The following is a 21110-nucleotide window of genomic DNA, read 5'->3' as shown; positions in this document are numbered from 1 at the left end:
GAGCGAGCCCGCTCCCACAATGGGATGTTCGGTCTGTCGGGCAATTGTGGAAAACCATTCTGAACCCTTGCCAAACCGCGACATAAAGTCGCCGCAAACAGTTGTTTTGTCACACTTTTGACTTGTCCCCGTTTGCTGTGGAACTGGCTGTGGGTAACGTGGGAGTAGCTGGCTGAAAGCCTTTGATTACGCGGCCTACAGGGCGGTGGTTAATTTCTGATCAGGTGTTTTTGATGGCGCGGCGGTGGCAGTTGTCAACACCTTTATGCGCTTGGGCGAGGCTGCGCAAAACGCTGGGCAAGCCTGTGGATAAGTCTGTGACTAAACTCTGGAAAGACCGCGCGAAGGGCCGTAGTTACTGGCTTGGAGCCATCGCCTAGTTGGCCGCTGGCTTATAGCAGAGATCCTGAACTGCACAACCGTTGTTGCGGGGTCAAGCGAAAAAAATTTCCAAACACCTCGCAAAGCCTTGTGCACAGCGGCCTGGGGCTTGTGCAGTTGCCCCCGGTTACTGTGGACGTGCCTGTGGATAAGGTGCGGGCAACCGGCTGTAGCCCTTATTCTGCGAGGCTTGGCGCCAGTTGGTTGTTTTATGATCAATGTTGGGGGCAATTGACGGGGTTTCACAAGCCTTGCCCCTGCCATGTCGGGGCGGGCATGCTGTGGGCCGATTTCCATTTCAATGAGCGGTTCAAGCCCAAGCAAGGAGAATACGATGTCCAACACCCTGTTTATCACCGGCGCGACGTCCGGTTTTGGTGAAGCCTGCGCCCGTCGTTTTGCCGAGGCCGGTTGGAAACTGGTGCTGACCGGTCGTCGTGAAGAACGCCTCAATGCCCTCTGCGCCGAGTTGTCGAAGCAGACCGAGGTCCACGGCCTGGTGCTCGACGTACGGGACCGCAAGGCCATGGAGGAAGCCATCGCCAACCTGCCGCCGTCGTTCGCCACGCTGCGCGGGCTGATCAACAACGCCGGCCTGGCCCTGGGCGTCGACCCGGCCCCCAAGTGCGACCTCGATGACTGGGACACCATGGTCGACACCAACGTCAAAGGGCTGCTCTACAGCACTCGCTTGCTGCTGCCGCGCCTGATCGCCCATGGCCGTGGCGCCGGAATCATCAACCTGGGCTCCATCGCCGGTAACTACCCGTATCCGGGCAGCCACGTGTATGGCGCGAGCAAGGCGTTCGTCAAACAGTTTTCCCTGAACCTGCGTTGCGACTTGCAAGGCACGGGCGTGCGGGTGAGCAATATCGAGCCGGGCCTGTGCGAAAGCGAGTTCTCGCTGGTGCGCTTCGGTGGTGACCAGGACCGCTATAACGCCACCTACGCCGGGGCCGATCCGATCCAGCCGCAGGATATCGCCGAAACGATTTACTGGGTGCTCAACACGCCGGCGCACATCAACATCAACAGCCTGGAGTTGATGCCGGTGAGCCAGACCTGGGCCGGGTTTGCCATCGAGCGCAACAAGGCCTGACCGATGAGTTGGGGGGGGCGGTTGATGGAAACCTGTGGCGAGGGAGCTTGCTCCCGCTGGACTGCGAAGCAGGCCCAGGATTTTGCGACTGCTTCGCAGCCGAGCGGGAGCAAGCTCCCTCGCCACAAACGCATTACGCCAGGCAGTCGGCCAACCCGAGATAGCAGGTCATGAGGTGATAGGGCGTGGTGGACGGCATGTCCCGCCGGCTGACGATGCCATCGGCATCCAGGCATTCGTTCCAGCCCTTGGCATGCAGGAAGTGTTGCTGCAGGGCCTTTAGCTGCGGCAGCAAAGCCTGCTGACCGTCCGCACGTAAGGTCAGTGCGCGCAGGTATTCGGCCTGGGCCCAGATGCGCTGGGTCGCGTCCCGCGGGGCGGCATGCGGCTCTAGGCTCAGCATCGCGCAAACCGCGCCGGACTTTCGGTCTACGCCACGTTGCTCGCTGTATTCGAAGCTTCGTTCAAGGGCCTTGCGCAGCTTGCCGTCACGCAACAAGGGCGACGATGCGAGTAAGTAATACCATTCGAACTGGTGCCCTGGCTCGAACCAGTTATCCACAGACTTGAGCGGTTTCTCCATCATCACGCCCAGCGTCGGTTCGATGAAGCGCTTGAGCATCCCGTCGCACAGGCTCGACAACGCTTGCTGCACGTGGGCGTCTTCGCGAACCGAAAGGGTGGCAAGAAACGCTTCGGCCAAGTGCATCAATGGATTTTGCAGCGGGCCCGATTCCAGGGTTGACCAGTCGCGCCCGAGGCTGGCTTCGTAGAGGCCGTCGCCGGTGGCAAAGCGTCGGGCGATGACCTCCAGGGCGGCGTTGAGCACCGACTCCACCAGTGGCTCGCGCACCTTGTCCCAGTAGTGGGCGCAGGCGAACAGGATAAAGGCGTGGGTGTAGAGATCCTTGCCGGTGTCCAGCGGCGCCCCTTGCGGGTCGATGCTGTAGAACCAGCCGCCGTGCTCGGCATCGTGGAAGTGCCGCTGCAGCGAACGAAACAGCGCGCTGGCCCGTTCCTCGGCCTGGGGCACTTCGCCAATCAGGCTGGCAAACACGTACAACTGGCGTGCACAGGCCATGGCGCGGTAGCGCTGGGGCGGCAGTGGCACATGGTGGGCGTCCAGGGATTCATAAGGCAATGCCAGTTCGCTGTTCCAGCCCGGGCCTTGCCACATGGGCACGATCACCTCGTGAAAATGCCGGCGCACCGTGGCGAACAGGGTGATCAATTCAGGCGGCAGGGCGGGGCGGGAAGCATCAGGCATTGGCGAGCGTCGTCACGGCTGGGGGCGATTGCGCGACATGGTAGCAGAGTGGCAGGGGCGAGCGATGCAGTGCCTTCAAGGGCCCCTTCGCGGGCAAGCCCGCTCCCACGATTCGACCGGCGTACGCGGACCTGTGGGAGCGGGCTTGCCCGCGAAAGCGGCCGTGAAGGCCCAGCCAGTCAACCTGCCAGTAGCCAGACCCCAGTCCCCGCCGAAGCGGCTCCGGCCAGCCGCACCAGTGGCGCTGCTGCCCGTGGCAATACACGCACCACCGCGAAACCGGCGCCATGCAGTACCGCCGTGGCTGCGACGAACCCTGCCGCGTAGGCCCAAGGGCTCGACATGTCTGGCAGCTCCAGTCCATGGGCCACGCCATGGAACAACGCAAACAGCGCCGTTGCCGCCATCGCCAGGCTCAGGGGTGGGCGCACTGCCAAGGCCACCGCCAGCCCGAGGGCCAGTACCGAGGCGGCGATTCCACTTTCCATGGCCGGCAGTTCCAGCCCTTCAAAACCCAGCAAGCCGCCGATCAGCATCGTGCCGACGAACGTGCAGGGCAGTGCCCAGCGTGCCGCGCCCTGTTGTTGGGCCGCCCACAAACCGACCGCCAGCATGGCCAGCAGATGGTCGAGGCCGCCAATGGGGTGGCCGAGGCCGGCGATCAGGCCATTGTCGCCATGGCCGGGGTGGGCGAAGGCCAGCGCTGGCGCCAGCAGCAGGGCAAGGGTGGCGAGGATGCGTTTGAATGTCATGAAGCGGCTTCCTTGTTGAAAAGTCGAAGAATCAGGCGGCGGTCAGCAGGCCTTGGCGTTCGATGAATGCGATGATTTCGTCCAGGCCCTGGCCGGTTTTCTGGTTGCTGAACACAAAGGGGTTGCCGTTGCGCATCCGCCGAGTGTCGCTGTCCATCATCTCCAGGGATGCGCCCACCAGCGGCGCCAGGTCGATCTTGTTGATCACCAGCAGGTCGGATTTGCAGATGCCCGGCCCGCCCTTGCGCGGCAGCTTGTCCCCGGCCGAGACGTCGATCACGTAGATGGTCAGGTCCGACAGCTCCGGGCTGAAGGTCGCCGAGAGGTTGTCGCCGCCCGATTCCACCAGGATCAGGTCCAGGCCCGGAAAACGCCGGTTCAACTGGTCCACCGCCTCCAGGTTGATCGAGGCGTCTTCGCGAATTGCCGTGTGCGGGCAGCCGCCGGTTTCCACGCCGATGATCCGCTCCGGCGCCAGGGCTTCGTTGCGCACCAGGAAATCGGCGTCTTCGCGGGTGTAGATGTCGTTGGTGACCACCGCCAGGTTGTAGCGCTCGCGCAGCGCCAGGCACAGGGCCAGGGTCAGGGCGGTCTTGCCGGAGCCCACCGGGCCGCCGATGCCGACGCGCAAAGGTTGTGTATTCATGTGTGTCTCCTAGGAACGGAACAGACGGCTGTACTGGCGCTCATGGGCCATGCACGCCAGGGACAGGCCAAACGCGGCGCTGCCGTGGTGATCGGGGTCGATACTTGAAGCGGTGTGTTGGGCCTGTTGCAGCAGCGGCAGCAGTTCGCTGGTCAGGCGCTGGGCGGCTTGCTGGCCCAGTGGCAGGGTTTTCATCAGCACCGCCAGTTGGTTCTCCAGCCAGCTCCACAGCCACGCGGCGAGCGCATCCTGGGGCGCGATATGCCAGGCGCGGGCCGCCAGCGCCCAGCACAGGGCCAGGTGCGGTTCGCTGTGGGCGTCGAGAAAGTGCCGTGCGGCGTCATCGAGTTCCGGCAAGCCGTTGAGCAACTGCTGCAGCGAGTAGCCCATCTGCCGGCTCTCTTGATACAGCTCACGGGTTTCCCGGCTGGCGCGGTGTCGGCCGCTGTGGTGCTGCAAGGCCTCCCAGTCGTCGGCGGCCGCCGCGGTGCAGTGGGCCAGCAGCAACGGCGCTTCGAAGCGGGCCAGGTTGAGCAGCAATTGGTCGCTGATCCAGCGCCGCGCGGCGTCGGGCGTGTCGACCTGGCCGTTATCCACCGCCATCTCCAGACCCTGGGAATAGCTGTAGCCACCAATGGGCAACTGCGGGCTGGCCAGGCGCAGCAGCGCCCAGGCCGGGTTCATGTGCGCACGCCGAACTGATGCAGGCGCGGCGCATAGTTGAACGCTTCTTCGCCATGCCGGGAGTGGTGATGGCCGCCGCCATAGGCGCCATGTTCCGGCTGGAACGGTGCTTCGATGGCTTCGGCGCTGGCGCCCAGTTGTTCGAGCATCGCCTTGAGTACGTAGTCGTCCAGCAGGCGCAACCAGCCGTCGCCCACTTGCAGGGCGACATGACGATTGCCCAGGTGATAGGCGGCGCGGGTCAGTTCAAAGGCATTGGCGCAGGTTACGTGCAGCAATTGTTCGGAGCGGGCGCAGACGCGCGCGACACGCCCGTCTTCGGCCTGCAGGCATTCACCGTCGTACAACGGCGGCTGGCCGCGCTCCAGAAACAAGCCCACGTCTTCGCCCTCGGCACTGAAACAGCGCAGGCGGCTTTTGCTGCGGGCGTCATAGGTCAGGTGCAGCTCGGCGTCCCAGTGGGGTTGAGTGTCGATTCTGCGATGAATCACCAGCATCGGCGTGCTTCCAGCAATGAGCGATGTGGTGTTTAGAGCAAGGGGCTTGCCAATCGAAGAGGGTGTAGGAAATAGCCGGGGGCGTTGGGCCAACGCTTTACCGTGGGCGATGTTTTGTTCCGGATTGGTGCGCGTCATGAGTGGGGCGCACTATTTTGTGGCGAGCGGCAAACCTGTGGGAGCGGGCTTGCTCGCGAAGGCGGCGTGTCAGTCGACGTCCATGTAGCTGAACCACCGCCTTCGCGAGCAAGCCCGCTCCCACAATGAGGATTATTCGGTGCTGCCCAAGCCTTGCCAGTGCTTGAGGCCGATGAAGATGAACCGCAATTGCTGGGTGATCTTGGCCTGGGGCGTGAGGTGTTCGGGTGGTGCTTCGACGGGTGGGTCGATGATGTCGGGCAGGGTGGCGAACACGCTCTTGACGATGAGGTCGGCCATCACGCTCAACGCGGCGTTGTTCAGGTGTTGCAGCTTGGGCATGAGCACCAGGTCGGCGGCAAGGTCGGAACTGATGTCCTCGCGCAGCCGTGCGATGGCCTGGCGCACGGGCAGGGAACCGCCATATTGCTCGCGGGCGAGGAACAGGAACTGCGAGCGGTTGGCCTGTACCACGTCGAGGAAGATCCGCACCGACGCGTCGATGATGCCGCCCATGACGAACTCGTTGTGGCGCACCAGGCGAATGGTTTCGCGGAAGGTCTGGCCGACTTCGCAGACCAGTGCCAGGCCCAGTTGGTCCATGTCGTCGAAGTGCCGGTAGAAGCCGGTGGGCACGATGCCTGCCGTCCTGGCGACTTCCCGCAGGCTCAGGCTGCCAAATCCCCGGCCGCACTCCATCAGGTGACGGGCAGCGTCCATCAGGGCAATTCGGGTCTGTTGTTTCTGTTCGGCGCGGGGCAGCATCGCAGGACTGACTTCCGAGTCATGGGAGCGACGCACTCTAGCAAATCGGCTTTGCCGACGTCGAACGATAGAAGGGGTTAACGCGGGGAAACGAGGGCTTTGAAAATCAAAAGCCCGATTGCAGGAATCGGGCTTTTTTCAAGGCCGCCATGGGCTTAGCTCACGGAGCCGTTGCGTTCGATCACACGGTCACCGCCATCGGAAGCGAGGGCTTCACCCAGTGGGGTGCGGTCGGAACCGTCGGCTGCGAGGCTTTCACCCAGTGGAGTGCGGTCGGAACCGTCGGCTGCGAGGCTTTCACCCAGTGGAGTGCGGTCGGAACCGTCGGCTGCCAGGCTTTCACCCAGTGGAGTGCGGTCGGAACCATCGGCTGCGAGGCTTTCACCCAGTGGGGTGCGGTCGGAACCGTCGGCTGCGAGGCTTTCACCCAGTGGGGTGCGATCGGAACCATCGGCTGCCAGGGACTGACCTTGTGGAGTGCGGTCGCCACCGTCCTGGACCAGGCCTTTTTCTTCCAGGCGATCCCGGCCACCTTCAGCGACTGTCTGGCTATAGACCGAGTGGCTGTCCTTGACTTGCGGAGTGGCCTGTTCGGAGGCTGGCAGTGCAAAAGCAGTCGAGGCCAGCAGTGAAAGGGACAAGCTCATCAGTAATTGGCGTTTCATGATCATTGCTCCTTGGGAGGGCGATAAAGTGGGTACGAGGGCAATGCTACTCTCGATAAGTCGATATAAAAGTTCATAAACGCAATGGTAATAATCAACGGAATTGATTGTTCTGGGCGAGGGCTCTAGGACGGGCGTTTCCAGGGTGCGGTTTTGCACCGCAGTGGGTATTTTGTACCCATCGCTGCGTCACGAATGGGCGGGTGCGGTAACAGTTTGCTGACGGATCGGTCAGCAATTCGAGGTTTTTTTAGGCCGACCGAGGCAGCGGTGTTAAACCTGTTGGCTGTTTTGCCAGTCTGACCTTTTATAACGAACAGGCTAAGGTTGGTCTTTTTTTCAGGCGCCGCCGTTCGGACGCCGACTTGTATCAGGAGCCCCGTGCATGACGCGCACCTCGAAAATCCTTGCCTGGAGTGTTGCCAGCCTTGTCGTCCTGCTGGCTGTGTTGGTGCTGGTGATCGTGTTCTTCGATTGGAACCGGATCAAACCCACGCTCAACGCCAAGGTGTCCGAGGAACTGCATCGCCCGTTCGCCGTCAACGGCAACCTGGCGGTGGTCTGGCAGCGTGAGCCGGAGGAAGGAGGCTGGCGCGCCTGGCTGCCGTGGCCCCATGTGGTGGCCGAGGATTTGAGCCTGGGTAACCCGGACTGGTCGAAAACCCCGCAGATGGCCACGCTCAAGCGCGTGGAATTGCGTATTTCACCCTTGGCGCTGCTGGGCCGGCGGGTGGTGATTCCCCGTATCGACCTGACGGAGCCCAATGCCAGCCTGCAGCGCCTGGCCGATGGGCGCGCCAACTGGACGTTCCAATTCGACCCGAAGGACCCGGACGCCGAGCCGTCCAGCTGGGCGGTGGACATCGGCGCCATCGGCTTCGACAAGGGCCACGTCACCCTCGACGACCAGACGCTCAAGACCCGCCTCGACGTGTTGATCGATCCGTTGGGCAAGCCCATCCCGTTCAGCGAGATCGTCGGCGACAAGGCCGCCAGGAAAGCCCAGGACCAGGGGGCAGTGCCGCAGGACTACGCGTTTGCCTTCAAGGTCGACGGGCACTATCACGGGCAGGCGCTCAGTGGTTCCGGCAAGGTCGGCGGCCTGCTGGCGTTGCAGGATGCCGCGCGACCTTTCCCGTTGCAGGCCCAGGCCAGGATCGCCGATACCCGCGTCGAGCTGGCCGGCACGCTGACTGACCCGATGAACCTGGGGGCACTCGATCTGCGATTGAAACTGGCCGGTAAAAGCCTTGCCCATCTCTATCCACTGACCGGCGTGACCCTGCCGGATTCACCGCCCTACGCCACCGACGGTCGCCTGATTGCCAAGCTCCACGAGCCGGGCGGGGCGCTGTTTCGCTACGAAGACTTCAACGGCAAGATCGGCGACAGCGACATCCACGGCAACCTCGCCTACGTCGCCGGCCAGCCACGGCCCAAGCTCAGCGGCGCGCTGGTGTCCAACCAACTGCTGTTCAGTGACCTGGCGCCGCTGATCGGTGCCGACTCCAACGCCGAGCAAAAGGCCCGGGGAGGCGCCAGCAAACAGCCGGCCGACAAGGTCTTGCCGGTGGAAGAATTCCGCACCGAGCGCTGGAGCGCGATGGACGCCGACGTGGAGTTCACCGGTAAACGCATTGTCCACAGCGCGCAGTTGCCGTTCACCGACCTCTACACCCACCTGGTGCTCAACGACGGGCAACTGAGCCTGGAACCGCTGCGCTTCGGCGTGGCCGGCGGCCGGCTCGATGCCCAGATCCGTCTCAATGGCCACACCCGTCCCCTTGAGGGCCAGGCGAAGTTGACCGCACGAGGCTTCAAGCTCAAGCAGTTGTTCCCCGGTTTCGAACCGATGAAAACCAGCTTCGGCGAGCTGAACGGCGACGCGGATATCAGCGGTCGCGGCAATTCGGTGGCGGCGTTGCTGGGCACCGCCAACGGCACGCTGAAAATGCTCATCAACGATGGCGCCATCAGTCGCGAGTTGATGGAGCTGGCGGGATTGAACGTCGGTAACTACGTGGTGGGGAAAATCTTTGGCGACAAGGAAGTGAAGATCAACTGCGCGGCGGCGGATTTCGACATCAAGACCGGCCTGGCGACCACCCGCCTGTTCGTGTTCGACACCGAGAACGCGATCATCTACATCGACGGCACGGCGAACATGGCCACCGAGCAACTGGACCTGACCATTTCGCCGGAGTCCAAGGGCTGGCGGCTGATTTCCCTGCGCTCGCCGTTGTATGTGCGCGGCCCTTTCGCCAAGCCTTCGGCCGGCGTCAAGGCGGTGCCACTGATGTTGCGTGGTGCCGGGATGGTGGCGTTGGGCGTGATCGCGGCTCCGGCCGCCGGCCTGCTGGCGCTGGTGGCTCCCAGCGGTGGTGAACCGAACCAGTGTGCGCCGTTGCTGGAGCAGATGAAGGCGGGCAAGGCGCCGGTGACGGTGAAGCCAACGCGCTAACCCGTGGCTTTGTGGTGGGGCCTAGGGCGTCTTCGCGGGCTTGCCCGCGAAGGGGCCGGTAAGGCTTACAGATCGGCCAGGATATCGGCCATGTCGTCGGCGTGCTCCTCTTCCTGGGCCAGGATGTCTTCGAAGATGCGCCGGGTGGTGGGGTCTTTTTCACCGATGTACTGGATGATCTCGCGATAGCTGTCGATGGCGATGCGCTCGGCCACCAGGTCCTCGTACACCATCTCCTTGAGGGTGTTGCCCGCCACATATTGGGCGTGGGAATTGCGGCTCAACAGGTCGGGGTTGAACTCCGGCTCGCCGCCCAATTGCACGATGCGTTCGGCCAGCTTGTCGGCGTGTTCGGCTTCCTGATTGGCGTGCTCGAGGAATTCGCTGGCCGCCAGGCTCGCCTTGAGGCCGGTGGCCATGTAGTAGTGGCGCTTGTAACGCAGCACGCACACCAGTTCCGTGGCCAGCGCCTCGTTGAGCAGGCGGATGACTTGCTGGCGATCGGCGCTGTAGCCCTCGGTCACGGCGCCGTTCTCTACGTTCTGCCGTGCACGTTCGCGCAGGGTGGTTACATCGGATAAGTGCATGTCGCTCATCTCGTTCTCCTGGAGGCTGATCCGGTTGGGAGCGTCACGCTCTCGGGGCGTGATCGCTTACAGGCTTGGGAGTGATGAGCGGGGCAAAAAGTTTTATGAAATGTGCCAACGCCTACAATCACGGTGATGCGTCATGAAGCACGCATAGACTGACCTTCCCCTCCATCGCTGAGCACAAGGATGTCCGCCCATGTCGCAACGCTGCGCCACTCGTTACCCGTTGGTACTGGTCCCAGGCATGCTCGGGTTCATTCGGCTGGTGCTGTACCCGTACTGGTACGGGATTGTCTCGGCGTTGCGCCGCGAAGGGGCCGTGGTCGTCGCGGTGAAGGTGTCGCCGCTGCATTCGTCCGAGGTGCGTGGTGAGCAACTGTTGGCGCGAATCGATGAAATCCTGCGCCAGACCGGTGCGCAGAAGGTCAATCTGATTGGCCACAGCCAGGGCAGCCTCACGGCCCGCTACGCCGCCGCCAAGCGCCCGGACCTGGTGGCCTCGGTCACGTCGGTGGCCGGCGCCAACCATGGCTCGGAACTGGCCGATTACCTGCAACGGCATTACCCCGCCGACAGCGCCAGGGGCCGTGTGCTCAGTGCGCTGCTGCGGCTGGTCAACGCCCTGATGAGCCTGCTGGAAACTGCCTACCACGGACCCAGGCTGCCGGTGGACATTGACGCGTCCCATGCCTCCCTCACGACGGCGGGCGTGGCCCTGTTCAACCAGCGTTATCCACAAGGGCTGCCGCCAACCTGGGGCGGACACGGCCCTGAAGAGGTCAACGGGGTGCGCTATTACTCCTGGTCGGGCACCTTGCAACCGGGCAAGACCGACAAGGGGCGCAACCTGTTCGATGGTACCCACCGCAGTTGTCGCCTGTTCGCCCGCACCTTCGTGCGCGAGGCCGGTCAATGCGACGGCATGGTCGGGCGCCACAGTTCGCACCTGGGCACGGTGATCCGCGATGACTACCCGCTGGACCATTTCGACATCGTCAACCAGTCGCTGGGGCTGGTCGGCAAGGGCGCCGAGCCGATCCGCCTGTTCGTCGAGCATGCCGAGCGCTTGAAAGCGGCCGGTGTCTAGTGGCCCGGGTTGTCTACACTGGATGCATCGCCGTCACGCTTGTGCGGCATTCAGGAGAAGACGTCATGAAAATGCTGCGTGTTCCTTTGTTGATGATCGGTTTGCTGCTGTGCTCCCAGGGCTTCGCCGCGACGGCGCAGCAGAACAAGATGACCACCTGCAACGCCGACGCCAGCGCCAAGGCGCTCAAGGGTGACGAGCGCAAGGCGTTCATGAGCACCTGCCTGAAGGCCGACTCGAGCACCCCGCAGGAGCGCATGAAAACCTGCAACGCCACGGCCACCACCCAGGCCCTGAAGGGCGATGCCCGCAAGGCATTCATGAGTGACTGCCTGAAGAAAAAATAGGCGGGGGCCTCTTCGCGAGCAGGTTCGCTCCCCGGCAGGTTTGCGTTGTGTGGCCCATTGTGGGGAGCGAGCCTGCTCGCGATGGGTCATCGAAGACGCAGCAAAAAATCCCCTGAACCTCGACCCGAATCGGCCGATACAATGCCTAGTGCTGTCGGCGGAAGGCTGGCAGACTGCCAATCCTTTCACGCCGTTTGCTTTGAGGCTGTATGCCAACGTTTTCTCAGCGTCATGTGTTGTTGGTGATCAGTTGGGTGATCATCTTCGGTGGGTTGTTGCTGGTGCTGCCGCTGCGCCTGTTGCCGAGCCTGCTGGCCGGGTTGCTGGTGTTCGAGCTCGTCAACATGCTCACCCCGCAGTTGCAACGGCTGATCGAGGGTCGGCGTGCCCGCTGGCTGGCGGTGGCGTTGCTGGGCACGCTGGTGGTCAGCGTGCTGACGTTGATTTTCGCCGGGGCCATCAGTTTCCTGCTCCATGAAGCGGAAAATCCGGGCGCCTCCCTGGACAAGTTCATGGCGGTGGTCGACCGCGCCCGCGGGCAGTTGCCGCCGTTCATCGACGCCTACCTGCCGGCCAGCGCCGCCGAGTTCCGAGTGGCGATCGGCGCGTGGATGAGCAAGCACCTGAGCGAGCTGCAGCTGGTGGGCAAGGACGCGGCCCACATGTTCGTGACGTTGCTGATCGGCATGGTGCTGGGGGCCATCGTCGCCTTGCAGCGCATCCCCGACCTGACCAAGCGCAAACCCCTGGCGGCGGCGTTGTTCGATCGCCTGAACCTGCTGGTCAAGGCGTTTCGCAACATCGTTTTCGCCCAGATCAAGATTTCCCTGCTCAACACCTTCTTCACCGGGATCTTCCTGGCGGTGGTGCTGCCGCTGTTCGGCATCAAGCTGCCGCTGACCAAGACCCTGATCGTGATGACCTTCCTGCTGGGGCTGCTGCCGGTCATCGGCAACCTGATGTCCAACACCCTGATCACCATCGTCGGCCTGTCGCTGTCGATCTGGGTCGCCGTGGCGGCGCTGGGTTACCTGATCGTGATCCACAAACTCGAATACTTTCTCAACGCCCGGATCGTGGGCGGGCAGATCAGCGCCAAGTCCTGGGAATTGCTCATGGCAATGCTGGTGTTCGAAGCCGCGTTCGGCCTGCCGGGGGTGGTGGCGGGGCCGATCTACTATGCGTACCTCAAGAGCGAGTTGAAGCAGATCGGGATGGTCTAGGACAGGAGTTACGAGCTGCAAGCTGCAAGCTGCAAGTAAAAGCCAGTCGTGCCGCATTACTGCTGTTACTTGGAGCTTGAAGCTCGAAGCTTGCAACTGGCTTTAGCCGTAACGCTTCATCGCCTCGATCGCCAACCCACTGCCAATGCTGCCGAAGATGTTGCCTTCGACATGCTTGGCCTGGGGCAGCATCGCCGAGACGCTGTTGCGCAGCGCCGGAATGCCGCTGGAGCCGCCGGTAAAGAACACCGTGTCGACCTGCTCGACGCCGACGTTGGCATCGCCGAGCAGCTGCGTGACGCTGGCGCGCACCCGCTCCAACAGCCCGTCGATGGCTGATTCGAACAGTGCCCGGCTCAGGTCCACGCTCAGGCCCGGCTCGATCCGGTCCAGGGCCACATGGCGTTGATCGGTGTGGGTCAGCTGGATCTTGGTTTCCTCGACTTCCATGGCCAGCCAGTGCCCGGCGCGCTGTTCGATCAACTTGAACAGCCGGTCGATGCCGCCGGTGTCCTCGATGTCGTAGCGCATGCTGTTCAGGGCGAGGGTGGATTTCTGCGCGTACACCGCGTTGATGGTGTGCCAGGTCGCCAGGTTCATGTGGTGGCTGGTGGGCATGTAGGCACCGCTTTTCATCCGGCTGCCGTAGCCGAACAGCGGCATCAGGCCCTGCAAGCTCAACTGCTTGTCGAAGTCGGTCCCGCCGATGTGCACGCCGCCGGTGGCGAGGATGTCGGCATGACGGTTGTCGTGGTTACGCCGTTGCGGTGACAGGCGCACCAGGGAGAAGTCCGAGGTACCGCCGCCGATGTCGACGATCAGCACCAGTTCTTCTTTCGCGATGGTCGATTCATAGTCGAAGGCGGCCGCGATGGGCTCGTACTGGAACGACACCTCCTTGAAACCAATCGCCCGGGCGACGTCCGCCAGGGTGTTCTCGGCTTCCTGGTCGGCCAGTTCATCGTCATCGACGAAAAACACCGGACGGCCCAGCACCACTTCTTCGAATTCCCGACCCGCGGCGGCTTCGGCGCGTTGCTTCAGTTGGCCGATGAACAGCCCCAGCAGGTCCTTGAATGGCATGGCCGTGCCCAGCACGCTGGTGTCGTGCTTGATCAGCTTGGAACCCAGCAGGCTCTTGAGCGAGCGCATCAGCCGGCCTTCGTAGCCTTCCAGGTACTCGTGCAGGGCCAGGCGGCCATACACGGGCCGACGTTCCTCAAGATTGAAAAAGACCACCGACGGCAGGGTGATCTTGCCGTCCTCCAGCTCGATCAACGTTTCCATGCCGGGGCGCAGCCAGCCGACGGTGGAGTTGGACGTGCCGAAGTCGATACCGCAGGCACGGGCCGGGGATGCGTTTTTCATGTCTTTGCGGTTCCAGCTAAAAAAACGGCCGCGCAGTGTATGCCAGTGCGGCCCGGATTCGAAGGCCGGTTATCCGCTAATTTGCAAACGCTGGCCTTGAAAGACCGCGCAATCCCCCCAAACTTGCTGGCATGGGCCTGGCAGCCACAGGGCGAGTACAAGAACCGCCACCGGCTGCCGATAAACTTCTGATGCGCCGCCCGGTCCCAATCTTGAGATCGGTCAATCCGCTGCCCGGTCATTCGGGCAGGCTGTGCGTGGCGGTGCGACATCGATAACGGATGGTGATGCTTAGATGGACTTCAAAGACTATTACAAGATCCTGGGTGTGGAGCCGACTGCGGACGATGCCACGATCAAGGCCGCCTACCGCAAGCTGGCGCGCAAGTACCACCCGGATGTGAGCAAGGAAAAGGACGCCGAGACCAAGTTCAAGGACGTTTCCGAAGCCTATGAAGCGCTGAAAAGCGCCGACAAGCGCGCGGAATACGACGACCTGCGCCGCTATGGCCAGCACGGCCAGCCGTTCCAGGGCCCGCCAGGCTGGCAGAGCCGTGGCGGCTTCGGTGGCCAGGACACCGGCGATTTCTCGGACTTCTTCAGTTCGATCTTCGGTAATCGCGGATCAGGTTTCGGTGGCGGACAATCAGGTCGCAGCGCCGGCCGTCGGGGACAAGACGTGGAATTGGAATTACCGATCTTCCTGGAAGAAACCCTCTCGACCGAGTCGAAGAAAGTCAGCTACCAGGTGCCGCAATACAACGCGGCGGGCCAGCACGTGAGCAACACCAGCAAGAGCCTGAACGTGAAGATTCCGCTGGGGGTGACCGACGGCGAGCGCATCCGCCTCAAGGGCCAGGGCGCGCCGGGCATCGGCGGCGGTGCCAATGGCGATTTGTACCTGACCATCCGCTTCGCCCCGCACCCCAAGTTCGACGTCGAGGGCCAGGACTTGATCATCACCTTGCCCCTGGCCCCGTGGGAACTGGCGCTGGGCACCGAAGTGGCGGTCCCGACCCTCACCGGCAAGATCAACCTCAAGGTCCCGGCCGGCAGCCAGAACGGCCAGCGCATGCGCGCCAAGGGCCACGGCCTGCGCAACAAGGCCGGCGAGCGCGGCTACCTGTTCGTGCAGCTCAAGGCGGTGATGCCCAAGGCCAGCGACGAGGCGGTCAAGGCCTTGTGGGCGGAGCTGGCGAAAAAGGCCGCGTTCGATCCGCGAGAGAATTTCTGACCGGCTCAATATAAAACCTGTGCCGAGGGAGCAAACGCCCTCGCCACAGTCAGATTTGTCATAAGCCTGGCTAGACTCGACAGTTGAAGCATTGGGAGAAGCAGACCATGAACAACCCGATCATTGAACTGAACCTGAAGGAATTCTGCGAGGCCGCGGCGTTGGCGGATGTCCATGTGATCGAAATCGTCGCCCATGGCATCCTCGAACCTCACGGCGCGGCACCGACCGACTGGCGTTTCACCGACTACGAACTGGTCCTGGCGCGGCGCGCGGCCAAGCTGCGGCGCGAGTTGGAACTGGAATGGGAAGGCGTCGCCCTGGCGCTGGACCTGCTGGAAGAAGTGCAACTGCTGCGCAACGAAAACCGCATGCTCAAACAGCGGTTGGGGCGGTTGGTGGAGTGATGCACACATTCCTGAGCCAGGTATAAACCTTGTGGCGAGGGAGCTTGCTCCCGCTTGGGGCGCGAAGCGGCCCTGAAAAAACGGGCCTGCTGCGCAGTCCAGCGGGAGCAAGCTCCCTCGCCACGGGTGTTCGGCCAAATACCCTGTCTGTTTCAGGTCAAAACAGAAAATACCGCTGCGCCATCGGCAGGACGTCCGCCGGCTCGCACCACAGCAGCACGCCGTCGGCCTTGACCTGGTAGGTCTGCGGGTCGACGTCGATGTTCGGCAGGTAGTCGTTGTGGATCAGGTCAGTCTTCTGCACGTCGCGGCAGCCTTTGACCACGGCGATTTTCTTCTTCAGCCCGAGCTGTTCCGGCAACCCGGCCTCGACGGCGGCCTGGCTGAGGAAGGTCAGGCTGGTGGCATGACGCGAGCCGCCAAAGCTTGCGAACATCGGCCGGTAGTGCACCGGTTGCGGCGTCGGGATCGAGGCGTTGGCGTCGCCCATCAGGCTGGCGGCGATCGCCCCGCCCTTGAGGATCAGCGTCGGCTTGACCCCGAAGAACGCCGGGCGCCACAGCACCAGGTCGGCCCACTTGCCCACTTCGATGGAGCCCACTTCGTGGCTGATGCCATGGGTGATCGCCGGGTTGATGGTGTACTTGGCGATGTAGCGCTTGATACGGAAGTTGTCGTTGCCTTCACCGTCGCCGGGCAGGGCCCCGCGTTGGCGCTTCATCTTGTCGGCGGTCTGCCAGGTGCGGGTGATGACCTCGCCGACGCGGCCCATGGCCTGGCTGTCGGAGCTGATCATCGAGAACGCGCCGAGGTCGTGGAGGATGTCTTCGGCGGCGATGGTCTCGCGGCGAATGCGGCTCTCGGCGAACGCCACGTCTTCGGCGATGCTCGGGTCCAGGTGATGGCAGACCATCAGCATGTCCAGGTGTTCGTCGATGGTGTTGCGGGTGAACGGCCGGGTCGGGTTGGTGGAACTGGGCAGCACGTTGGCAAAGCCGCAGGCCTTGATGATGTCTGGCGCGTGACCGCCGCCAGCGCCTTCGGTGTGGTAGGTGTGGATGGTCCTGCCTTTGAAAGCACCGAGGGTGGTTTCGACGAAGCCCGATTCGTTCAGGGTGTCGGTGTGGATCGCCACTTGTACGTCGTACTGGTCGGCCACGCTCAGGCAGTTGTCGATGGACGCCGGCGTGGTGCCCCAGTCTTCGTGCAGCTTCAGGCCGATGGCGCCGGCCTTGACCTGCTCGATCAACGGCTCCGGCAGGCTGGCGTTGCCCTTGCCGGTCAAACCGATGTTCATGGGGAAGGCATCCGCAGCCTGGAGCATGCGCGCCAAATGCCACGGCCCGGACGTGCAGGTGGTGGCGTTGGTCCCGGTGGCCGGGCCCGTGCCGCCACCGATCATGGTGGTGACGCCGCTCATCAGGGCCTCTTCGATCTGCTGTGGGCAGATGAAATGGATGTGGGTGTCGATGCCGCCGGCCGTGAGGATCATGCCTTCGCCGGCGATCACTTCGGTGCTGGCGCCGATGGCGATGGTCACGTCGGGCTGGATGTCCGGGTTGCCGGCCTTGCCGATGGCCGCGATGCGCCCGTCCTTGAGGCCGACATCGGCCTTGACGATGCCCCAGTGGTCGATGATCAGGGCGTTGGTGATCAGCGTGTCCACGACATCGGCGGCCAACAACTGGCCCTGGCCCATGCCATCACGAATCACCTTGCCGCCGCCGAATTTCACTTCTTCGCCGTAGGTGGTGAAGTCCTTCTCCACTTCGATCCACAGCTCGGTGTCGGCCAGGCGGACCTTGTCCCCGACGGTGGGGCCGAACATGTCAGCATATGCCTGACGACTTATTTTCATCTCATGGTTCCTCGGAACTGAGCCGCAAGCTTCAAGCTGCAAGCCTCAAGTAAAAACAAAGCGAAGGGGAGCGCCGCAAACCGCTGTTTCTTGCAGCTTGCAGCTAGAGACTTGCAGCTGAAGTCTACAAGTCGCCCATGATTCGTCCCGCGAACCCGTAAACTCGCCGCAACCCAGCCAGATCGACAAGCTCGACTTCCCGACTCTGCCCCGGCTCGAAGCGCACGGCGGTGCCGGCCGGGATGTTCAGGCGCATGCCGCGGCTGGCGGCGCGGTCGAAGGTCAGGGCGTCGTTGGTTTCGAAAAAATGGTAGTGCGAGCCGACCTGGATCGGCCGGTCACCGCTGTTGGCGACGGTCAGCGTCAGCGTGCGGCGGCCGACGTTGAGTTCGATGTCGCCGGGCTGGACCTGGTATTGGCCTGGAATCATTGCGGTTGTCCCAACGTCTTGAAGTAAATGGCGGTCGGCGAATAGGTGCCGTCCGGGGTCTGGCAGTAATCGGGCAGCTCGCCGACGCGGGTGTAGCCCATGGCACGGTAGAAGGCTTCAGCCTCTGAGCCCGCCGCGGTGTCGAGGTACAGCAAGCCGCGCTTGCACTGGCGCGCGCCGAGCTCCAGGGCATTCATCAACTGCTGGCCGAGGCCGCGGCGACGGGCCTCGCCGCGCACGAGCAGCTTCTGCACCTCGGCGCGGTTCAGCCCGTTGGGTTTCTGGCACAGGGCCAGTTGGACACTGGCCTGCACCTGCTCGTCCTTGACCACCACCCACAGCAGCAGGCTGCCCTGGTTGAGGCTGGCCTGGACCTCATCGAAATAGGCACGGGCCTGGGCGGCATCCAGGTCGGCCATGAACCCCACGCTGGCGCCATGGCCGACGGCGTCGAGCAACAGATCGATCAGGCCCTGGCGATAATGCGCAAAGCTTTCAGCGTGGACTCGACGCAACTGGGCGGCGTTCATCGGGGTTCACTCCTTGTTGGCAGCCGGCGCGGGCGCTCCGGGATTGAGGTTCAACTGCATGAAGGTCAGGTCCAGCCAGTGGCCGAACTTGGTGCCAACCTGGGGCATTTGCCCGGTGATGACGAAACCGGCCCGCTCATGCAGGCGGATCGAGGCGCCATTACCGCTTTCGATGGCGGCGACCATGATGTGCTTGCCGCAGGCCTTCGCGCGCTCGATCAGTGCGCTCATCAGCAGCGGGCCCAGGCCTCGGCCGCGCTGGTCGCTGCGCACGTACACCGAGTGCTCCACGGTGTGGCGGAAACCGTCGAACGGCCGCCAGTCGCCGAATGAAGCGTAGCCGAGCACATTGGCCTCGCCGTCGACGGCGACCAGCACCGGATAGCCTTGGGCGTGCCGGGCGGCGAACCAGGCCTGGCGATTGTCCAGGTCGACGGGCGCATCGTTCCAGATCGCGGTGGTGTTGAGCACGGCGTCGTTGTAGATATCGCGGATCGCCGGCAGGTCGGTGGGTTGGGCATCACGAACGTGGCTAGTCATGGCGGGCCTCAGGCGATGGGCTGGTGGACGGTGACCAACTTGGTGCCGTCGGGAAACGTCGCTTCGACCTGGATCTCCGGGATCATCTCTGCAATGCCGTCCATCACCTGCTCGCGGCTCAGCAACGTCGTGCCGTAATGCATCAGTTCGGCCACGGTCTGGCCGTCACGGGCGCCTTCGAGCAGGGCGGCGGAAATGTAGGCCATGGCCTCCGGGTAGTTGAGCTTCAAGCCACGGGCCAGCCGTCGTTCGGCGACGAGGCCGGCGGTGAAGATCAGCAACTTGTCTTTTTCGCGTGGGGTCAGGTCCATGTGCAATCCATAAGGGCAGATAAATAATTTGGGGCGGGATACTCATCCCTTGTGGGAGCGGGCTTGCTCGCGAAGGCGGACTCACATTCAACATTTGAGTTGGCTGACACGCCGTCTTCGCGAGCAAGCCCGCTCCCACAGGATCTCATGTGCTCCAGATCCGAGGGGGTACGGCTTCTCGTCCCAGCAATGCAGGCCTGAGCAACCGCCACAGCTCAATCAACCAGCCCCGCGCCAGCAACGCCTCGCTCGCCAGGCACCGCGCCACGACCAGCCCAGGCAATTGCGTCAGGTCGCCACGCACGGCGTGGCCCAGGGAGCGGCACTGTTCCAGCAAGTCGCCATCGATCTCACCGGTCACCAACAACGTGGCAAACACTGGATCGCCGCCGAGCCCGATGGGCGAGTCGAGCAAACCATCGCCGCCGACGATGCGCTGGCGCTCGTGCCAGAGCAAGCGGCCGTCGCGACGGATGTCCAGGTGCGATTGAAAATGCCCGAGGTCAAAACGCTCTCCGCTGGCCGGCCGGCCGAGGGCAACCATGTCCCAGTAGAACAAGCGCCCGTCGCCCTGCAGGTCGACGGTGGTGCTGAGCTCGGCCTGGGCCGCGCTGAATACGATGGTTTCCTGGGGCAGCCATTCCAGCGTCGCCCAGGCATCGACACTCAGCGCCAGGTGCTGGTACGCCGGGCTCGCGGCGCGGTACCACTTGGCCGCGCCGGGGCTGGTCAGTTGCGCCCAGGCGCCGGGGCCGACGTGGGCCCGGATGTCCAGGCGGTCGCCGCCGGCTATGCCGCCGGGCGGGTGGACGATGATGTGCTGGCACACCTCGGGGCCTTCGGCGTACAGGTGCTTCTGCACCCGCAACGGGCCGTGATGGCGGCGTTGCACCGGGCGTGTGCTGTCGCCGAAGCGGGCATAGCCCAGGTCCAGCTCGGCGTGCCAATGGGGGGTGAACAGGGCGGGCGCGGATACGGGTAGGTTCATGATTTCTGATTATCGTCAGGACGCTACAGACTAGATCGTAACCAGTCCGCGCACACCCTCGGCTTCCATGTTTTCTCCGCGGCCCTGCTGCACGATCTCGCCCCGGGACATCACCAGGTATTGATCGGCCAGCTCGGCGGCGAAGTCGTAGAACTGTTCCACCAACAAGATCGCCATGTCGCCCCGGGCGGCCAGTTTCTTGATGACCGCGCCGATCTCCTTGATCACCGAGGGCTGGATGCCTTCGGTGGGCTCGTCGAGGATCAACAGGCGCGGCCGGCTGGCCAAGGCCCGGCCGATGGCGAGCTGCTGTTGCTGGCCGCCCGACAGGTCGCCGCCACGGCGGTGTTTCATTTGCAGCAGCACCGGGAACAGCTCATAGATGAACGCCGGCACTTCCCGGGCCTCGGCGCCGGGAAAGCGCGACAGGCCCATGAGCAGGTTTTCTTCCACGGTCAGCCGGCCGAAAATCTCCCGGCCCTGGGGCACATAGGCGATGCCGGCATGGACCCGCTGGTGCGGCTTGAACGCGGTGATGGTTTTGCCTTCCCAATTCACCGCGCCTTCCTTGGCCGGGAGCAGGCCCATCAGGCATTTGAGCAGGGTGGTCTTGCCCACGCCATTGCGTCCCAGCAGGCACGTCACCTCGCCGACCTTCACGTCGAACGACAGGCCCCGCAGGATGTGGCTACCGCCGTAGTACTGGTGAAGGTGTTGGACCTGTAACATTTGAACTCCGTTCGTAGGGCTTCAAGCGGCAAGCTTCAAGCTTCAAGTAAGAGCGGGACGGTGTAGGACTTGCTTTCACTTGCCGCTTGAAGCTTGCGGCTCGAAGCTGGCCG

General features: G+C 63.4%; 23 protein-coding genes. 7 read left to right on the top strand and 16 right to left on the bottom strand.

The annotated features are described in order from the left end of the window. The first annotated feature begins 715 nt into the window (after nt 1-715). Nucleotides 716-1480 carry a hypothetical protein gene (locus tag VM99_05150; GenBank protein ID AKJ97467.1) on the top strand — a complete coding sequence of 255 codons (765 nt, stop codon included), beginning with the start codon at nt 716-718 and terminating at the stop codon, nt 1478-1480. A 133-nt stretch (nt 1481-1613) separates the two neighbouring features. Here the strand turns inward: VM99_05150 and VM99_05145 are convergent, their stop codons facing one another. From VM99_05145 to VM99_05115, 7 genes are all read right to left on the bottom strand, one after another. Continuing rightward, nucleotides 1614-2747: an N-acylglucosamine 2-epimerase gene (locus VM99_05145; GenBank protein ID AKJ97466.1), complete on the bottom strand. Its 1134-nt coding sequence runs from the start codon at nt 2745-2747 to the stop codon at nt 1614-1616. A gap of 179 nt (nt 2748-2926) precedes the next feature. Then, nucleotides 2927-3499, bottom strand: coding sequence for a protein hupE (locus VM99_05140; GenBank protein AKJ97465.1), 573 nt, complete (start codon nt 3497-3499; stop codon nt 2927-2929). Nucleotides 3500-3530: 31 nt separating this feature from the next. After that, entirely contained in the window at nt 3531-4145 is a 615-nt protein-coding gene (locus tag VM99_05135) for an urease accessory protein UreG (GenBank protein AKJ97464.1), read from the bottom strand. A gap of 9 nt (nt 4146-4154) precedes the next feature. After that, nucleotides 4155-4829 (bottom strand): urease accessory protein UreF, encoded by a 675-nt coding sequence (locus VM99_05130; GenBank protein AKJ97463.1) that lies wholly within the window; start codon nt 4827-4829, stop codon nt 4155-4157. Then, on the bottom strand, nt 4826-5326 hold the full coding sequence (locus tag VM99_05125) for an urease accessory protein UreE (GenBank protein ID AKJ97462.1): 501 nt from the start codon (nt 5324-5326) through the stop codon (nt 4826-4828). The genes VM99_05130 and VM99_05125 overlap by 4 nt, the downstream gene beginning before the upstream one ends. 270 nt (nt 5327-5596) lie before the next feature. Continuing rightward, nucleotides 5597-6229, bottom strand: a complete 633-nt coding sequence (locus VM99_05120) for a TetR family transcriptional regulator (protein AKJ97461.1) — start codon at nt 6227-6229, stop codon at nt 5597-5599. 155 nt (nt 6230-6384) lie between these two features. Continuing rightward, entirely contained in the window at nt 6385-6894 is a 510-nt protein-coding gene (locus VM99_05115) for a hypothetical protein (GenBank protein ID AKK01698.1), read from the bottom strand. A gap of 385 nt (nt 6895-7279) precedes the next feature. On the opposite strand from VM99_05115, the gene VM99_05110 reads away from it, so the two are divergent. Further along, nucleotides 7280-9355, top strand: coding sequence for a hypothetical protein (locus VM99_05110; protein ID AKJ97460.1), 2076 nt, complete (start codon nt 7280-7282; stop codon nt 9353-9355). 65 nt (nt 9356-9420) lie between these two features. On the opposite strand, the gene VM99_05105 is transcribed toward VM99_05110, so the two are convergent. Continuing rightward, nucleotides 9421-9951, bottom strand: a complete 531-nt coding sequence (locus VM99_05105) for a bacterioferritin (GenBank protein AKJ97459.1) — start codon at nt 9949-9951, stop codon at nt 9421-9423. A 190-nt stretch (nt 9952-10141) separates the two neighbouring features. Here VM99_05105 and VM99_05100 point away from each other — a divergent pair, with 190 nt between their 5' ends. The 3 genes from VM99_05100 to VM99_05090 all read left to right on the top strand — a co-directional run bounded on the left by VM99_05100 (nt 10142) and on the right by VM99_05090 (nt 12602). Further along, complete coding sequence (locus VM99_05100) at nt 10142-11032, top strand: alpha/beta hydrolase (protein AKJ97458.1); 891 nt, start codon at nt 10142-10144, stop codon at nt 11030-11032. A 65-nt stretch (nt 11033-11097) separates the two neighbouring features. After that, nucleotides 11098-11379 carry a phosphate starvation-inducible protein PsiF gene (locus tag VM99_05095; protein ID AKJ97457.1) on the top strand — a complete coding sequence of 94 codons (282 nt, stop codon included), beginning with the start codon at nt 11098-11100 and terminating at the stop codon, nt 11377-11379. A 209-nt stretch (nt 11380-11588) separates the two neighbouring features. Next, nucleotides 11589-12602: a membrane protein gene (locus VM99_05090; GenBank protein AKJ97456.1), complete on the top strand. Its 1014-nt coding sequence runs from the start codon at nt 11589-11591 to the stop codon at nt 12600-12602. Between the two features lie 102 nt (nt 12603-12704). On the opposite strand, the gene VM99_05085 is transcribed toward VM99_05090, so the two are convergent. Next, on the bottom strand, nt 12705-13970 hold the full coding sequence (locus tag VM99_05085) for a heat-shock protein (GenBank protein ID AKJ97455.1): 1266 nt from the start codon (nt 13968-13970) through the stop codon (nt 12705-12707). A gap of 295 nt (nt 13971-14265) precedes the next feature. On the opposite strand from VM99_05085, the gene VM99_05080 reads away from it, so the two are divergent. Continuing rightward, nucleotides 14266-15204, top strand: a complete 939-nt coding sequence (locus VM99_05080; GenBank protein AKJ97454.1) for a DNA-binding protein — start codon at nt 14266-14268, stop codon at nt 15202-15204. Nucleotides 15205-15311: 107 nt separating this feature from the next. Further along, entirely contained in the window at nt 15312-15611 is a 300-nt protein-coding gene (locus VM99_05075; protein AKJ97453.1) for a chaperone modulatory protein CbpM, read from the top strand. 157 nt (nt 15612-15768) lie between these two features. Here the strand turns inward: VM99_05075 and ureC are convergent, their stop codons facing one another. From ureC to VM99_05040, 7 genes are all read right to left on the bottom strand, one after another. Further along, a complete protein-coding gene (ureC, locus tag VM99_05070; GenBank protein AKJ97452.1) occupies nt 15769-17469 on the bottom strand; it encodes an urease subunit alpha in 1701 nt (566 codons plus the stop codon). A 124-nt stretch (nt 17470-17593) separates the two neighbouring features. Then, a complete protein-coding gene (gene ureB / locus VM99_05065; protein AKJ97451.1) occupies nt 17594-17899 on the bottom strand; it encodes an urease subunit beta in 306 nt (101 codons plus the stop codon). Then, on the bottom strand, nt 17896-18429 hold the full coding sequence (locus VM99_05060) for an acetyltransferase (GenBank protein AKJ97450.1): 534 nt from the start codon (nt 18427-18429) through the stop codon (nt 17896-17898). Before VM99_05060 ends, ureB begins: the two co-directional genes overlap by 4 nt. 6 nt (nt 18430-18435) lie before the next feature. Then, complete coding sequence (locus VM99_05055; protein ID AKJ97449.1) at nt 18436-18969, bottom strand: acetyltransferase; 534 nt, start codon at nt 18967-18969, stop codon at nt 18436-18438. 8 nt (nt 18970-18977) lie between these two features. Then, a complete protein-coding gene (gene ureA, locus VM99_05050) occupies nt 18978-19280 on the bottom strand; it encodes an urease subunit gamma (GenBank protein ID AKJ97448.1) in 303 nt (100 codons plus the stop codon). Nucleotides 19281-19425: 145 nt separating this feature from the next. Further along, a complete protein-coding gene (locus VM99_05045) occupies nt 19426-20268 on the bottom strand; it encodes an urease accessory protein UreD (protein ID AKJ97447.1) in 843 nt (280 codons plus the stop codon). A 30-nt stretch (nt 20269-20298) separates the two neighbouring features. Continuing rightward, a complete protein-coding gene (locus VM99_05040; GenBank protein ID AKJ97446.1) occupies nt 20299-20997 on the bottom strand; it encodes an urea ABC transporter ATP-binding protein in 699 nt (232 codons plus the stop codon). Nucleotides 20998-21110 lie beyond the last annotated feature (113 nt).

The organism is Pseudomonas chlororaphis (genome assembly GCA_001023535.1).
Taxonomy (GTDB): domain Bacteria; phylum Pseudomonadota; class Gammaproteobacteria; order Pseudomonadales; family Pseudomonadaceae; genus Aquipseudomonas; species Aquipseudomonas chlororaphis_E.
Note: the sequence above shows the minus strand (reverse complement) of the source record. Positions and strands in the feature narration are given on the sequence as shown.